This is a genomic window from Marinibacterium profundimaris, from assembly GCF_002210095.1.
Taxonomy (GTDB): Bacteria; Pseudomonadota; Alphaproteobacteria; order Rhodobacterales; family Rhodobacteraceae; genus Marinibacterium; species Marinibacterium profundimaris.
The window spans coordinates 1018448-1034747 of the sequence record NZ_AQQR01000001.1 but is presented as its reverse complement, the minus strand read 5'-3'; the positions used below and the strand labels follow the sequence as shown (position 1 = coordinate 1034747).

At 67.8% G+C, this 16300-nt stretch carries 13 protein-coding genes; 7 read left to right on the top strand and 6 right to left on the bottom strand.

The window, feature by feature from the left end; all coding sequences use genetic code 11:
* The first annotated feature begins 380 nt into the window (after window positions 1-380).
* The 7 genes from ftsZ (at window position 381) to ATO3_RS04885 (ending at window position 9718) form a co-directional block, all read left to right on the top strand.
* Window positions 381-2030: a cell division protein FtsZ gene (ftsZ, locus tag ATO3_RS04915; RefSeq protein ID WP_088648645.1), complete on the top strand. Its 1650-nt coding sequence runs from the start codon at window positions 381-383 to the stop codon at window positions 2028-2030.
* A 329-nt stretch (window positions 2031-2359) separates the two neighbouring features.
* On the top strand, window positions 2360-3280 hold the full coding sequence (lpxC, locus tag ATO3_RS04910; protein ID WP_088648644.1) for a UDP-3-O-acyl-N-acetylglucosamine deacetylase: 921 nt from the start codon (window positions 2360-2362) through the stop codon (window positions 3278-3280).
* 239 nt (window positions 3281-3519) lie between these two features.
* The gene (locus ATO3_RS04905; protein ID WP_088648643.1) at window positions 3520-4383 is read left to right on the top strand and encodes an outer membrane protein assembly factor BamD; all 864 of its coding nucleotides are present in this window, start codon (window positions 3520-3522) and stop codon (window positions 4381-4383) included.
* Between the two features lie 39 nt (window positions 4384-4422).
* Window positions 4423-6075 carry a DNA repair protein RecN gene (recN, locus tag ATO3_RS04900; protein WP_088648642.1) on the top strand — a complete coding sequence of 551 codons (1653 nt, stop codon included), beginning with the start codon at window positions 4423-4425 and terminating at the stop codon, window positions 6073-6075.
* Between the two features lie 202 nt (window positions 6076-6277).
* On the top strand, window positions 6278-6748 hold the full coding sequence (locus ATO3_RS04895) for a hypothetical protein (RefSeq protein ID WP_088648641.1): 471 nt from the start codon (window positions 6278-6280) through the stop codon (window positions 6746-6748).
* Window positions 6749-6887: 139 nt separating this feature from the next.
* The gene (locus tag ATO3_RS04890) at window positions 6888-8576 is read left to right on the top strand and encodes a chloride channel protein (protein ID WP_088648640.1); all 1689 of its coding nucleotides are present in this window, start codon (window positions 6888-6890) and stop codon (window positions 8574-8576) included.
* Between the two features lie 137 nt (window positions 8577-8713).
* On the top strand, window positions 8714-9718 hold the full coding sequence (locus tag ATO3_RS04885) for an endonuclease/exonuclease/phosphatase family protein (protein ID WP_088648639.1): 1005 nt from the start codon (window positions 8714-8716) through the stop codon (window positions 9716-9718).
* 30 nt (window positions 9719-9748) lie between these two features.
* On the opposite strand, the gene ATO3_RS04880 is transcribed toward ATO3_RS04885, so the two are convergent.
* The 6 genes from ATO3_RS04880 to cobS form a co-directional block, all read right to left on the bottom strand.
* A complete protein-coding gene (locus ATO3_RS04880) occupies window positions 9749-10093 on the bottom strand; it encodes a DUF427 domain-containing protein (RefSeq protein ID WP_088648638.1) in 345 nt (114 codons plus the stop codon).
* 65 nt (window positions 10094-10158) lie between these two features.
* Window positions 10159-11949, bottom strand: a complete 1791-nt coding sequence (locus tag ATO3_RS04875) for an aminopeptidase P family protein (RefSeq protein ID WP_088648637.1) — start codon at window positions 11947-11949, stop codon at window positions 10159-10161.
* A gap of 216 nt (window positions 11950-12165) precedes the next feature.
* Entirely contained in the window at window positions 12166-14040 is a 1875-nt protein-coding gene (gene cobT, locus ATO3_RS04870) for a cobaltochelatase subunit CobT (RefSeq protein WP_088648636.1), read from the bottom strand.
* An 84-nt stretch (window positions 14041-14124) separates the two neighbouring features.
* Window positions 14125-14541 carry a hypothetical protein gene (locus ATO3_RS04865; protein WP_143747223.1) on the bottom strand — a complete coding sequence of 139 codons (417 nt, stop codon included), beginning with the start codon at window positions 14539-14541 and terminating at the stop codon, window positions 14125-14127.
* A gap of 104 nt (window positions 14542-14645) precedes the next feature.
* Complete coding sequence (locus tag ATO3_RS04860; RefSeq protein ID WP_088648634.1) at window positions 14646-15101, bottom strand: hypothetical protein; 456 nt, start codon at window positions 15099-15101, stop codon at window positions 14646-14648.
* A 70-nt stretch (window positions 15102-15171) separates the two neighbouring features.
* Window positions 15172-16158, bottom strand: a complete 987-nt coding sequence (gene cobS, locus ATO3_RS04855; RefSeq protein WP_088648633.1) for a cobaltochelatase subunit CobS — start codon at window positions 16156-16158, stop codon at window positions 15172-15174.
* Window positions 16159-16300: the final 142 nt, after the last annotated feature.

Below are 16300 nucleotides of genomic sequence, written 5' to 3'. Positions count from 1 at the left end.
CGTCAAATTTCCGCCCAAGTCGTGAACCCGCCCCATAAATCCGGATGACAGCCGCCCGGCGACCTGTTACCGATAAGTCAGCGACGCACCCGTCAGAGGCGCGCGCAGAGCCAGAGGGTCGAGCAGGACCCCGTACCGAAAAACGCCCTGACTGTGCTGCGATCGCGGCGCAGCCCGTTGTAGTTTTGTATCCATCCGCCGTGTTTCCCCAAGATCTGGGGTGGATCGGCGAAATACAGCGGTTAACGGGCAAATTTTGCCCGCTATTTTGTATTTGCAGCGTGTTTTTTGGGTGACGATCCGCCCTTCTGGGGATAGGATATAGCTGGACAGGTAGAAAAAACGCCCGAATGGGTCGCAGCAGACAGGCGGACAGACAGATGACATTGAACCTTTCGATGCCAGGCCAGGAAGAACTCAAGCCCAGGATCACCGTGTTCGGTGTCGGGGGCGCCGGCGGCAACGCGGTCAACAACATGATCGAGAAGGAGCTCGACGGGGTCGACTTCGTCGTGGCCAACACCGATGCTCAGGCGCTGCAGCAAAGCTCGGCGCCCGCCCGCGTTCAGCTGGGCGTGAAGGTCACCGAAGGGCTGGGCGCGGGCGCACGGCCCAGCGTCGGCGCCTCGGCCGCCGAGGAAAGCATCGAACAGATCGTCGATCACCTCGCTGGCGCGCATATGTGCTTCATCACCGCCGGCATGGGCGGCGGCACCGGCACCGGTGCGGCACCGATCATCGCCCAGGCGGCGCGCGAACTTGGCGTGCTGACCGTGGGTGTGGTGACCAAGCCCTTCCAGTTCGAAGGCGCCAAGCGCATGCGCCAGGCCGAGGAAGGCGTCGAACAGCTTCAGAAGATGGTCGACACGCTGATCATCATCCCGAACCAGAACCTCTTCCGTCTCGCCAACGAGAAGACGACCTTTACCGAGGCGTTCTCGATGGCCGATGACGTCCTGTACCAGGGCGTGAAGGGGGTCACCGACCTGATGGTCCGTCCGGGTCTCATCAACCTCGACTTCGCCGACGTTCGTGCCGTGATGGACGAGATGGGCAAGGCGATGATGGGCACCGGCGAGGCCGAGGGCGAAGATCGCGCGATCCAGGCGGCCGAGAAGGCCATAGCGAACCCGCTGCTGGACGAAATCTCGCTCCGCGGCGCCAAGGGCGTGCTGATCAACATCACCGGCAGCGGCGACCTGACGCTGTTCGAACTGGACGAAGCCGCCAACCGGATCCGCGAAGAGGTGGACCCGGATGCCAACATCATCGTTGGCTCCACTCTGGACGAGACCATGGATGGCGTGATGCGCGTGAGCGTTGTTGCCACCGGCATCGACGCCTCCGTGAACACCGAGGTCCCGGTGCCGCGCCGCCCGATGTCGCGCCCGCTGACGTCGACCACCTCGGTGGAAGAGGCGCAGCGCCCCGCCATCGCCGCCGTCGAGTCCGAGCCCATGGCCGAGCCGGTCATGTCGGCGCAGGATCATGGGCGAGGCGAAGAGCCGAGCCTGTTCGACGGAATCGAAAGCGACAGCTCGCGTCGTGACCGGGCCGACCAGGGCTTCTACGAGGACGAGCCCGACTCGCTCTCGGACGACGACCTGCCGCCGCCGGCCTACCAGCCGCAGGTGGCCGCGTTCGAACCGCAGTCGCATTCGCTGGAAGCCGAGCCCGACAGCTTTGTCGCGCCCAAGGCGCCCACCGCCGGCACGCCCACGCCCGAGATGATGGACCGCCTGCGCGCCGCCGCGGCCCGTGCCCAGGATGCGCCCCAGGCCCCGCGCCCCGCGCCGACCCAGAAGCAGGCCCCGGCCGCGCAGGGCGACCGCCAGCGCTTTGGCATCAACTCTCTGATCAACCGCATGACCGGCCATGCCGGCGACACGCCCGAGACGCACCACGGCAATACCGTCCGGGCCCAGCCGCCGGTGCACAAGCCCAGTGCCGGCGTGCAAACTCAACCCTCGAACGATCCGGATCAGGATCGGATAGAAATCCCGGCTTTCCTGCGCCGTCAGGCCAACTGACCGGGATCACAACCCAAGCACTCGAGGGGTCGCATCTTGCGGCCCCTTTTTCTTTGTAATCAAATACTTGGTGGCCAATGGGCGAGCCCCCGCCCAGCTTTCCCGGCGATGTTTCATTTGGTTGCAAACTTTGAATTGAGATGAATTCCCCGCTTCACTACTTGATAATCAACAATTTTCGCCGCGCTGCCGCTCGACGACAGCGTCCCGATACGGGGACCGAATCGAGCGTTGCGACGTTGACATGGGCAGGGTCAGTGGACCGCGGACCCGTGAACAACCTGTAAACAGCGTGGAAATAGGGCCTGGGTGGGCTCGAAAGGGGAAAGATGCAACAGACGCTGAAGGCACCGGTGACCTTTGAAGGGGTCGGTCTGCACTCCGGCCGGCCCGCCCGGCTGACGATCCGTCCGGCTTCGGCCGAGCACGGGATCTGGTTCCGTCGCACCGACATCAAGCTGGGCGACACCCTGATCCCGGCCCGCTGGGACGTTGTCGACCAGACGCCGCTCTGCACCCGGCTGGTGAATGCCGCCGGCGCTTCGGTTTCGACCGTCGAACATGTCATGGCCGCGCTGGCCGGTTGCGGCGTGCACAACGCGCTGATCGACATCGACGGCCCCGAGGCCCCGATCATGGACGGCTCTGCGCTGCCCTTCGTCAAGGGCATCATGGACCGTGGCCTGCGTGCCCTGACCGCGCCGGTCCGCGCCCTCAAGGTGCTGGCCCCGGTCGAGGTCACTGTTGGCTCCGCCACCGCGCGGCTTGAACCGATGGACGGCATGGTGATCGATTTCCACATCGACTTCCCCGATCCCGCCATCGGCGCCCAGGCGCGGGTGCTCGACATGGCCAACGGTGCCTTCGTGCGCGAATTGTCGGATTGCCGCACCTTCTGCCGGAAGGAAGACATCGACCAGATGCGCGCGGCCGGTCTGATCAAGGGCGGCTCGCTGGACAACGCCGTGGTGGTCGACGGGGCCGAGGTCCTGACCCCCGGCGGCCTGCGCCACGAAGACGAGGCGGTGCGCCACAAGATGCTGGATGCCCTGGGCGATCTTGCCCTGGCCGGCGGCCCGATCCTTGGCCGCTACGTGGGCAACCGCGCCGGCCATTCGGTGACCAATTCGCTGCTGCGCAAGCTTTTCGCCACGCCCGATGCCCTGCGCATGGTGGTCTGTGACGACGAGCTCGCCGCCCGGTTGCCGGGCGCAGGCCTTGCCGCGCGCGAGGTCCCGCAGGTCGCCTGACACGGGAAACAGCGGAAATTCAGCCGCGCCGGCTCCCCCGGCGCGGTTTTGCGTAGAAGGGACCGGGTGTCGCATCGGGCCCCGGATACGGTGGACGATGAGACGATGACCGCAAGATCGCGCGGTGATCAAGGTCGCTCCGGATGGGCGATAAGGCGTTTTGCACCAGATTTTATTGTGCTAGACCCACTCAAAAGCGGGGCACACTCCCGGGACTTCTGCGGTGAGGATAATCGAGAATGACAGGCGGCAGGTCGGCGTTCCGGAAGGCGGCTGTATTGATTCTGGCGCTTTCGATGGCCGGTTGCAGCGGTGGTGACGGGATCTTCGGGGGTGGCGGTGCAGACCGTGACGAGAACCTCGAAGGCTACACGGCCGAGCAGATCTTTGAACGCGGCGAATACGAACTCAGCCGCAACCGGGCCGATGACGCGGCCTTCTATTTCGGCGAGATCGAGCGGCTTTATCCCTATTCGGCCTGGGCGCAGCGCGCGCTTATCATGCAGGCGTTTTCCTACCACCAGGACCGGGATTACGAGAATTCGCGCGCCGCGGCGCAGCGGTTCATCGATTTCTATCCGGCCGACGAGGATGCCGCCTATGCGGCCTACCTGCTGGCGCTGTCCTATTACGACCAGATCGACGAGGTCGGGCGCGACCAGGGCCTGACCTTCCAGGCGCTGCAGGCGCTGCGCGCCGTGATCGAACGCTACCCCGACAGCGAATACGCCACCTCGGCGATCCTGAAATTCGACCTCGCCTTCGATCATCTCGCCGGCAAGGAGATGGAGATCGGCCGCTACTATCTGCGCCGGGGCTACTATGCCGCCGCGATCAACCGGTTCCGCGTCGTGGTCGAGGATTTCCAGACCACCTCGCACACGCCCGAGGCGCTGCACCGCCTGGTCGAGGCCTACCTGTCGCTTGGCCTTGTGGACGAGGCGCAGACCGCCGGTGCGATCCTGGGCTACAACTACCGCTCCACCCAGTGGTACGAGGACAGCTATCGCCTGCTGACCAGCCAGGGGCTGGAGCTGAAGGATCGCGGCAACAACTGGCTCAGCCAGATCTATCGGCAATCGATCAGGGGTGAGTGGCTCTGAGGAAGCGGCGGGGGCAACCCCGCCCCGTGGTGGGATCCCATGCTGCGCTCGCTTGATATTCGCGACATTCTGATCATCGACCGGCTGGAGCTTGCGTTCCAGCCGGGTCTGAACGTGCTGACCGGCGAGACCGGGGCCGGCAAGTCGATCCTGCTGGACAGTCTGGGCTTTGTCCTCGGCTGGCGCGGCCGGGCCGAGCTGGTGCGCGCCGGGGCCGAGCAGGGCGAGGTTGTCGCCGTCTTCGACCTGGCCCCCGATCACCCGGCCCGCGCGGTGCTGGACGAGGCCGGCCTGCCGGCCGAGGACGAGCTGATTCTGCGCCGCGTGAACCGCTCGGACGGGCGCAAGACGGCGTGGATCAACGATCGCCGCGCCTCGGGAGAGGTGCTGCGGCAGCTCTCCGACACGCTGGTCGAACTGCACGGCCAGCACGACGACCGCGGGCTGCTGAACCCGCGCGGGCACCGGGCCTTGCTGGATGCCTATGGCGGCCACGACGCTCTGCGCGCCGATGTCCGCGAGACCTGGGCCGCGCGCCGCAAGGCCGCCGCCGCGCTGGATGCCGCGACCAGGGCTCTGGACGAGGTCCGCGCCGAAGAGGATTTCCTGCGCCATGCCGTGGCCGAGCTCGATGCGCTCGATCCGCAGCCGGGCGAGGATGCGGAACTGGACACCCGCCGCCGCCTGATGCAGGCCGCCGAACGGGTCCGCGACGACGTGATGCGCGCCCATCAGGCCGTGGGCCGCGACGGCGCCGAAGGTGCAGCGGGCGATGCGCTGCGCTGGCTGGAAGGGGCCGCCGCCACGGCCGAGATCGAGGCGATCGACGCCCCCGTCGCAGCACTTGGCCGCGCGCTGATCGAGCTGGGCGATGCGCTCTCGGGCATCGAAAGCGTGCTCGATGCTTTGCAATTCGACCCGCGAGAGCTGGAACAGGCCGAGGAGCGCCTGTTCGAGATCCGCCGCCTGTCGCGCAAGCACAGCCTCGTGCCCGACGACCTGGCCGGCTTCGCCTCGGACCTGCGCGACCGGCTGGCCGCGCTCGACGGCGGCGAACAGGACCTGGAGGACCGCCGCAAGGCGCTGGCCAAGGCCGAGGCCGCTTATGACACAGCCGCCACTGCGCTGAGCGAGGCGCGCCGCAAGGCCGCGACAGGTCTCGACGCGGCGGTGATGGCCGAACTGGCACCGCTGAAGCTGGATCGCGCGGTCTTCACCACCACGATGACCGAAGAGGCCCCGGGCCCCGAGGGCCGCGACGCGGTGGCCTTCACCGTGGCGACGAACCCGGGCGCGCCCTCGGGGCCGCTGAACAAGATCGCCTCGGGCGGCGAGCTCAGCCGGTTCCTTCTGGCGCTGAAGGTTTGCCTTGCCGGCGAATCCAGCGGGCTGACCATGATTTTCGACGAGATCGACCGTGGGGTGGGCGGGGCCACCGCCGATGCGGTGGGCCGCCGGCTGGAATCGCTGGCCCGCGACGGCCAGGTCCTTGTCGTGACCCATTCGCCCCAGGTCGCCGCGCGCGGCGGGCACCACTGGCGTGTGGCCAAGGCGGTGCGCGACGAGGCCACGCTCTCGACCGTCACGCCTCTCGACACGCCCGAACGGGTGGACGAGATCGCCCGCATGCTCGCCGGGGACACGATCACCGACGAAGCCCGCGCCGCCGCCCGCGCCCTGCTGGGCAGCTAGGTTCGGGCAGGGCAGCAGCCGTAGGGTGGGTTTTCAACCCACCGCCGCCGGCTGGTCCCGGGCCGCAGGGGCGGGGCGCCGGGGACACGGCCGACGGCGAACTGCCCGCCACAGCGGGCCTTTTCCTCGACGCGGACGGTTTGGCCTGCCATCATCGGTCCATGTCACCACAAGATCTCACGGCAATGGGGGGCGACAGCCCATGACAGCTTCGCGCAAGGCCCGGGGCCTCGTCACGATCATGATGGCCATCACCGGGGCCGCCTTCTTCTTCGGCTTCCTGACCGAAGAGCTGGGCCATGTCACACCGGAACAGGCCCAGTCCGTCCCGCAGGAGCTGATCATCCGCTATATCGTCGCGATGGCGATCGGTGGTGCCTTGTCGGGGCTGGTCTGCGCCGGGCTGTTCGGGCGCCACGGGGTGGGCGGCTGGGTGCTGGGCCTGCTGGGCGCGGTGCTGGCAAGCCTGCTTGCCGGTCTGATCGGCAGCGCCATCGGCCAGGTCCCCGACATGGCCGCCGGAGGGTTCAACATGACAGAGGTGATCTCGATCGCCTTCGGGCTCGTCCTGATCCCGCTGGCCATGGCCGGCCGGCCGGTGATGATCGCGGTCTGGGCGGTGCTCATGGTCGTCACCCATCTGCTGGCCCGCCGCGCGCGCGGCCACGACTGATCGCGGCACACAGGCACACCGCCGCCCCGCCGCCCCAGGCGCGACCGAACCGCACGATGCGGCCGCAATCGCGCCCTGCGCCCTTCCGTCCCGGACGCCGCTGACCTAGAGAGTACCCAGACAAACCCCGGACGCGTCGATGGCCGAGCCCAAGACACCTGACCTCTCCGCCCAGCTGCGCCAGGCCGTTTCGGCGGCCCGGGACGGCTGGCACGTGCTGCGCAAGAGGGGGCCCAGCCAGATCCAGTTCTGGTTCATCGCGCTGGCCATCGGTGTCGCGGCGGGCTTCGCCGCGCTGCTGTTCCGCAAGGGGATCTTCGCGCTGCAGGCGTTTCTCTACGGCGTGGATGATCCCAACATGATCCACAGCCACGCCGCGGGCATGGCCTGGTGGCCTGTGGTGCTGATCCCGGTCTGCGGCGGGCTGATCGTGGGCGTCATCCTGCACTGGTTCACCCCCGACGGCCGCCTGCGCAGCGTCGCCGACGTGATCGAGGGCTCCGCCCTGCACGACGGCAGGGTAGAGACGAAGGCCGGCTTTGCCTCGGCGCTGGCCAGCCTGATAACGCTCTCCTCGGGCGGATCCTCGGGGCGGGAAGGGCCGGTGGTGCACCTGGCCGGCGTGATCTCCTCGTGGGTGTCGGAACGCATCAATGCCGACGGGATCACCGGGCGCGACCTGCTGGGCTGCGCCGTGGCGGCCGCCGTCTCGGCCAGCTTCAACGCCCCCATCGCCGGCGCGCTCTTCGCGCTCGAGGTGGTGCTGCGCCACTTCGCCGTCCATGCCTTCGCGCCGATCGTCATCGCCTCGGTCGCGGGCACGGTGATCAACCGGCTGGAATTCGGGGGGCTGACGGAATTCGTCCTGCAGACCCCGGGCCAGCTGCAATTCTACGTCGAACTGCCCGCCTTCCTGATCCTTGGCCTGATCTCGGGGCTGATCGCCGTGGTGCTGATGCGCTCGATCTTCTTCGCCGAGGACCTGGGCAACCACCTGCAACGGAAGCTCTCTGTGCCCCGCTGGGCGCGCCCGGGCTTTGCCGGGCTGCTGCTGGGGATCATTGCCATCGGCTTTCCCCACATCATCGGCGTGGGGTACGAAACCACCCTGCGCGCGCTGGAAGGCGATCTGCTGCTGTCGACGGCGGTGATCTTCACCATGGTCAAGGTGATCGCCGTGGCCATCACCATCGCCGGGCACATGGGCGGGGGCATGTTCTCGCCCTCGCTGATGATCGGCGCGGTGTCGGGGCTGGCCTTCGGGCTGATCGCCACCGGCGTGCTGCCCGATGTCTCGGGAACCGCGACCCTTTATGCCTATGCCGGCATGGGCGCGGTGACGGCGGCCGTGCTGGGCGCGCCGATCTCGACCACGCTGATCGTGTTCGAACTGACCGGAGACTGGCAGATCGGCATCGCGGTCATGGTCTCCGTGTCGATGTCCACCGCGCTGGCCACGCGGCTGGTGGACCGCAGCTTCTTCCTGACGGTGCTGGAGCGGCGCGGCCTGCACCTGGCCGCCGGGCCGCAGGCCTATCTGCTGGCGATGTTCCGCGCCGAGCGCGTGATGCGCAAGCCCGACGATCCGCGCGCCGCCAGTGCCGACCGCTGCTGGGAGATGATCGGCGAAGGCCTCTATCTCGACATCAACGCCACGCTCGAGGCCGCCATGCCGATCTTCGACCGCGCCACGGTGCCCTTCCTGCCGGTGGTCTCGCTGACCGGCGAGAACAGCGCGCCCGAGCTGCGCGGGGCGCTGTTCCATGTCGACGCGCTGAAGGCCTATAACCGCGCGCTGGCCTCGACGGCGGCAGAGGAACATTCCTGAGCATTTCCGCGCTGGCAGGACGGCCCGGGTCGGGAAAAGGCTGACGCGCCCCGGCGAAGCCGCTATCGAAAGGGCAGGGGGAGAGGCCCGGGCGCAGCCGTCCCGGTGGAGGTCTGCGAAGCAATGGGCGCGATGGCATGACGGACAACCCCCTCGGACAGGTTACGCGCCGCGCGGCCTGGCTTCCGGTCTGGCGCGAACGGCTGGTCGGCGTGCTGCTTGTGCTGACAGCGGTCGCCCTCGGCTTCGGCCTCTTCTCGCATCTCGTCGACGGCAGCCACCAGGCGTTCGGCACCCTGGCCCGCCTTGCGGACGGCCTGCGCCCCTGGCTGCTGCTGCTCTCGATCCCGCTTGGCCTGAGCCTCGCGCTCGCCGGCGCCCGCTGGATCGGCGGCCTTTGTGTCGTGCTGGCATTGGCCGGGCTCGTGTCCCTTGCCATCGATTACCGCAGCCGCGTGGCCCCGGTGGGGTCAGAGGCCGACCTGACGGTGATCTGGTTCAACATCTTCGGCGAAAACGGCATCGCGCCCGAACGGATCGAAGAGGCCATCCGCGCCAGCGGCGCCGACATCATCGCCTTCGCCGAATCCGCTCCCGCGACCGAGGCGCTGCAGGCGCTCTCCGATATCTACCCGTATGGTCACTCCTGCGACGGCGTCGTGAACTGCGGCATCCAGGTGATATCGCGCCTGCCGATCACGGACCTGCGCAGCTCCGACCTGCCCAGCGGGCTCAACCGCATGCTCCGCTTCACTGTCGAGCACCCCGACGCCGGCCCCGTACCGATCCACGCCGTCCACCTGACCAAGCCCTGGTACGAGTCGGTTCGGAACTTCGAGGATCTCCGCCTCCACAACAGCCTGCGCGCCGCCACCTCGGACCGCCAGGTCCTGATCGGCGATTTCAACGCCGCCCCCTGGAGCCGCCGCATCCGCAAGTTGGAGATCGCGCGCAACCTGTCGCACCCGCGGCTGCCCACCGCCACATGGCCCGCGCGGCTCGGCGCCCTGGGCGTGCCGATCGACCATGTCTTCACCCGCGGCGATATCGCCGTCACACGGGTCGACCCATGGGGAGAAGAGCTTGGCTCCAACCACCGCGGATTGCGGGTGGAGCTGGACGTCACCGGCGCCGGGGACTGACGCGCCGGCGCAGGCGCGGGCGCAGTCGGATCAGATCCGCTCCACCGTCACGTCGTCGGTGGCATAGAAGGCCACGTGGTCCTTGAGCTGCGCCACCGCGTCCACGGGGTTCTCGTAGGTCCAGGCGCCGTTCTCGATCGTCGCCGACCGGTTCATGATCGAGTAGTAGTTCGCATCGCCCTTCCACGGGCAGGTCGTCACCTTGTCGGTCCGCTCCAGGAAGGCCATGGCGATGTCCGAGCGCGGGAAATAGATCACCATCGGATAGTCCCCCTCGGTCACCTCGAGCGCATTGCTGCTCTCTGCCAGCACGGCGCCTCCGGACCGCACCGTCCAGACCCCGTCCGCTTTCCGTATCCTGATATGATCCGCCATGTCCCGTCCTTCCCTCTTGTCTTGTCCAGCGATTTGCCCGCTGCGTGTAACGCCCGCGTGACAGCCTAGAGCGGCGCGCAGGCCCGTTCGAGCCAGGCGCGGACATCTGCGTCCACCCTGGGTCCGATCTTCTTGAATACCTCTGCGTGATAGCGATCCAACCAGTCCCGCTCCTCCGCCGACAGCCGATCCGCAAGGATGCAGCGCCGGTCGATGGGGACCCAGGTCAGGGTGCGCCAGTCATACATCGACCGTTCCGCATCGCCTCCGGGCAGGGGCTTGGCCTCCTGCACCACAAGCAGGTTCTCGATCCGGATGCCAAAAGCGCCCTCGCGGTAATACCCCGGTTCGTTCGACAGGATCATGCCCGGCTGCAACGCCACGTCCGAGGTCCGGCTCAACCTTTGAGGCCCCTCGTGGACGCTGAGATAGGCGCCGACGCCATGGCCAAGCCCGTGGTTGAAATCCTGCCCCGCGCGCCAGAGCGGCATCCGTCCGACGGCTTCGATGTCGCGGCCCGCAAGCCCGCGCGGCCAGCGCAGGCGGCTCATGCCGATCATGCCCTGCAGCACGCGGGTAAAGGCCGCCTTCTCCTCGGTCCCGACCTCGCCCACGGCGATGGTGCGGGTGATGTCGGTCGTGCCGTCCAGGTATTGTCCGCCGCTGTCCAGCACCAGCAGGTGGCCGGCCTCCAGCGTGGCATCGGTCTCGTCGGTGACGCGGTAATGCATGATCGCGCCGTTGGGCCCGGTGCCGGAAATCGTCTCGAACGAGATATCCTGCAGGCTGTTGTCCTGCCGGCGGCAGGCCTCCAGCTTCCGGACCACGTCAATCTCGGTCACGGTGCCGGGCGCCTGAGCGTTTAGCCAGGCCAGGCACTCGACGACGGCGGCCGCATCGCGCAGATGCGCCTGCTCGCTGCCGGCGATCTCGGCGGCGTTCTTGCAGGCCTTTGGCAGCAGGCAGGGGTCCGGCCCTTCCACCCCACGCGATCCCAGCGCCTCGGCCACCGCCTGCGGCGCCGAGGCCGGGTCGAAGCGGATCGGGCCGTCCATGACCTCCAACGCGTCGATCATCGCATCGGGCGGCCAGACCGTGATGTCGGAGCCCAGGTGATCCGCCAGATCCGCGACCTTGGCGGGGGTGATGAAAAGATCGACGGCCCCGGTATCGTAAAGCACGGCAAAGCACTGGGCGACCGGGTTGCGCTCGATATCCGAGCCGCGGATGTTCAGCAGCCACATGATGCTGTCGGGCAGGGTCAGCACCGCGCCCTTCTGCCCGGCCTCGGCCAGCTGCGCTGCCAGCCGTCGGCGCTTGTCGGCCGCGCTTTCGCCGGCGAACTCCAGCGGATGCGCGCGCGCGGGGGCCATCGGCGGCCCCGGCTGGTCCTCCCAGATCCGGTCCACGAGGTTGTCATGCGCCACCAGCGCTATGCCGGTGCCCTCCAGCGCCAGCCGCGCATCGCGCAGCTGCGCCACCGAATGCAACCAGGGGTCGAACCCGACCCGGCTGCCGCGCCGCAACTGCTCCTTCAGCCAGCCCGCCAGCGTCACCTCGGGCCAGGGCACGGGGGTATAGACATCGGCCACCTGCGCCTTCACCTGGGTGCGATAGCGCCCGTCGACAAAGACCCCGGCCTTGCCCTCCAGCACCACGCAGAACCCGGCCGAGCCGGTGAACCCGGTCAGCCAGGACAGGCGCGCGTCCCGTGCGGCGACATATTCGCCCTGATGCGCATCCGCCCGCGGCACGAGGTAGCCATCCAGCCCGTCCGCGGCCATCTCGGCACGCAGGGCGGCCAGGCGCGGCGGCCCCTGTTCGGGGCGGGCGGTTACCTCGAAGGTCTGAAACATGTCATGCGTCTCCGGTACTTGGCTGCGCGATACCATACGATCCCGCGCGTTAGCGCAACCCCCGTGCCGGATCGGACTCGGGGGTGCCTTTTTCTGAAGCGTATCGGCTGGGGGGAGAGGGCAGGCTGGAGTATTTTTACAAAGGTGAAGATACTGGGTGCAGCGCCCCTGTCTTCATCTTTGCCCAAATACCTCCCGCCGGAGGCAAGGCCAGCGTCAGCTGGCCTTCCTGATCCCCATCACCCTGGCGCGAGCGCGCGGGTCGCTGTCGAACAGTGCCGCAAGCTGTTCCGTCATGGCGCCGGCCAGCTGCTCCACGTCTGTGATCGTCACCGCGCGGTCGTAGTAGCGCGTGACGTCGTGGCCGATGCCGATCGCCAGCAGCTCCACCATCTTGCGCTTCTCGACCATTGAGATCACGTCGCGCAGGTGCTTCTCGAGGTAATTGGCCGGGTTCACGCTCAGCGTCGAATCGTCGACCGGCGCCCCATCGGAGATCACCATCAGGATCTTGCGCTGCTCGCGCCGGGCCAGCATCCGGCGGTGCGCCCATTCCAGCGCCTCGCCGTCGATGTTCTCCTTCAGCAGGCCTTCCTTCATCATAAGGCCAAGGTTCGGCCGCGCCCGGCGCCAGGGCGCATCGGCGCCCTTGTAGATGATGTGCCGCAGGTCGTTCAGCCGCCCGGGCGTCTGTGGGCGACCGTCGTTCAGCCAGGCCTCGCGCGCCTGCCCGCCCTTCCAGGCGCGGGTTGTGAAGCCCAGGATCTCGACCTTCACGTTGCAGCGTTCCAGTGTCCGCGCCAGAACATCCGCGCAGATCGCCGCGATCGAGATCGGGCGGCCCCGCATAGAGCCCGAGTTGTCCAGCAGCAGCGTCACCACGGTATCGCGGAACTCGGTGTCCTTCTCGACCTTGAAGCTCAGCGGTGTCGTCGGGTTCGCGACCACGCGCGCCAGGCGGCCGGCATCCAGGATGCCTTCCTCGCGGTCGAATTCCCAGCTGCGGTTCTGCTGGGCCTGAAGCCGCCGCTGCAGCTTGTTGGCCAGCCGGCTCACCGCGCCCTTCAGCGGCTCAAGCTGCTGGTCGAGATAGGCGCGCAGGCGTTCCAGCTCGGCCGGCTCGGCCAGGTCCTCGGCGGCGACCTCCTCGTCATGGGTGGACAGGTAGACCTTGTACTGCGGATCGGCCTCGGACACCGGCGGGGGCGGCGGCGGATCGAGCGGTGCCTCGCCCTCGGGCATCTCGGCCTCTTCGCCCAGCTCCTGGTCGGCCATCTCGTCCATCGAGACCTGCGCCTCGGCCGCGTCCTGCTGGTCGTCCTGCGACTGCTCGGCATCGGCGTCGGCCTGGTCCTCGTCCTGGTCGTCGTCGCCCGTCGAATCGGGCTGTTCCTCTTCCTCCGGCTGATCCTCGGCCTGGTCCTGCTGGTCTTCGTCCTGGCTGTCGGGATCCTCGCCCAGCTGGTCGGCATAGCCCAGGTCCGAGATCACCCGCCGCGCCAGGCGCGCAAAGGCGGCCTGGTCCGAGAGCATGGCGTTCACGTCGTCCAGCGTCTCGCTGGCCTGTTCCTCGATAAAGCCGCGCCACAGGTCCATCACGTTCTGCGCGCCCTCGGGAAGGTCGCGGCCCGTGGCCAGGTGACGGATCAGGTAGCCGGCGGCGGCCGGCAGGGGCGCGTCGGCGGCCTGGCGGATCTGGTCATAGCCCCGGCGCGAGGCCTCGTGGCCGATCTTGGCGTCGATGTTGCCGGCGGTGCCGGGCATGTCGCGCGCGCCCATCGCCTCGCAGCGGGCGGTTTCCATCGCCTCGTACAGGTCCCGCGCCATGTCGCCCGGGGGCGCATAGCGGGTGTGGACGCCGGCATCGTGGTACTTGCGGTACATCGCCAGGGCGTCGGCCGTACCGCGCGCCAGCAGCACCTCCTGCCTGGACATGCGCCGGCTCACCTGCGGCAGGCGCAGCGAATCTCCGGACAGGCCGGCCGGGTCGACCGAGTAGGTGACGTTCAGCTCGGCATCGTTGGCCATCACCTTGGTGGCTTCGGCCAGGGCCTTCTTGAACGGATCGGCGGGATTGTCGGGCTTGGTCATGGGTCTTCGCAGGCTCACCTCGTTCGCGCCCGCACCCTAGACCCTATTCCGGGCCTTTACCATACCGGCCCGACGCCCGATGCCTCAGGTCGTGGGCAGCAGCAGCGCGCGGCATTCTTCGATCCGTTCCGCTGCCGCATTGCGCGCCAGATCGGCGATCCGCGCGTCGAAGGAATAGGTCTGATCCGCCAGGAAGCCGGCGATCTCGCTCCATCCCTGGGACCGCCAGCGCACGGCCTGTCCGTCCGGCACGCCTTGGTCCCGGGCGTCGGGCAGGACCGCGTCCAGCAGCATGTCGAACTCCTCCTGCAGGCGGCGGCTTTCCGGCGCGGCCGCGTGACGGGTGGAGCTTTGGTGCAGGGCCAGCGCGGCCAGGCGGCCGGCGCAGACCGCGAAGAGATGGGCGCGTTGGTGGGAATAGACCGGCATCGCCGGGGCGGCCTGCAGGGCTGGTGCGGACAGCGCCGCGGTCATCGCAAGGATCGCTACACAATGTCTCATGTAACGATTTTATGACGGATTGGTTACCAGTCAATGACGTATATACATTTGAAATACATTTGATGCACTTTTTTCCCGATCCGATGCCGGACCGGGCGCGGGCGCTACCCGCCCAGGATGCTCGCCCGGCATTCGGCGAAATGATACTCCGCCGCGCGGCGCGACCGGGCCGCCGCCGCCGGATCCTCCAGGAAGGTCGCCCGGCGAAGCAGCACCGATTGCGCGTGTTTCGCCGCGATCCGCCAGGCCAGCGCCGTGCCGCCCGAGAGCGCGGCGGCATCGGGCAGGACCGCCTCCATCAGTTCGACGTAAAGGTCCCGCCGCGCCTGCGCCCGTTCAGAGGCCGCGCCATCGAACAGCGCCTCGTGCTCGGCCAGGGCCGAGTAGCGCCCGGCGCATTGCGCAAACAGCCGCACCTGGTCCACCGGCGCATGGGGCAGGGCCGCCGCCGGGGCGGGCGGCAGGGGCAGGGGCAGGCCAACAAGTGCAAGGCACAGGATCAGGCACCGCGTCAGGCACGGGGAAGGGCAACGGCCCGGAATGGAAAAGCGTCCGATCATGGGGACCGGACGCTCGCATCAATGTCTTGATTTTGGTCTAACGCCGCGCGCGGCGGCGGCGCGGGGGCGCTTAGGTCAGCGCGGTCGAGGCCGCGCTCTCGGGCAGCTCCTCGTCAAAGCAGCGCTGGTAGAACTCGGCCACGGTCTGACGCTCCAGCTCGTCGCACTTGTTCAGGAACGACAGGCGGAAGGCATAGCCCACGTTGCGGAAGATCTCGGAGTTCTCGGCCCAGGTGATCACCGTGCGCGGCGACATCACGGTGGACAGATCGCCCGACATGAAGGCCGTGCGCGTCAGATCCGCAAGCGTCACCATCTGGCTGACGGTCTTGCGGCCCTTCTCGGTGTTGTAATGCGGGTTCTTCGACAGGACGATCGCCACCTCGGCGTCATGGCTGAGATAGTTCAGCGTCGCCACCAGGGACCAGCGGTCCATCTGGGCCTGGTTGATCTGCTGCGTGCCGTGATACAGGCCCGTCGTGTCGCCCAGGCCCACGGTGTTGGCCGTGGCGAAGAGGCGGAAGAACGGGTTCGGCGTGATGATCTCGTTCTGGTCCAGCAGCGTCAGCTTGCCGTCATGCTCCAGCACCCGCTGGATGACGAACATCACGTCGGCGCGGCCGGCGTCGTATTCGTCGAAGACGATGGCAACCGGGTTGCGCAGCGCCCAGGGCAGGATGCCCTCGTGGAACTCGGTCACCTGCATGCCGTTGCGCAGCTTGATCGCGTCCTTGCCGATCAGGTCGATCCGGCTGATGTGGCTGTCCAGGTTGACCCGCACGGCCGGCCAGTTCAGACGCGCCGCGACCTGTTCGATATGGGTCGATTTCCCGGTGCCGTGATAGCCCTGGATCATCACGCGTCGGTTGCGCGAGAAGCCGGCGAGGATCGCCAGCGTGGTGTCCGGGTCGAACTTGTAGGTCGGATCCAGGTCGGGCACCCGGTCCGTCGCATCGGCGAACCCGCGAACCGTCATGTCCGTGTCGATGCCAAAGACATCGCGGACAGAGATTTCCTCGGTCGGTTTCGCAGTGGGTTCAATGCTGCCGTCGGCCATTACGTATGTCCTTGTCCCTCGTCCTGGTGCCCGGATGGGCGGAACCGATCTGCACCATACAGAGACCGAGGGCAAGGGAAAGGCGAAATTCCCTCGGCCCGCGTGCGACTTGGTGCCGGGTCCTGCGGCGCCACGCCGGGCG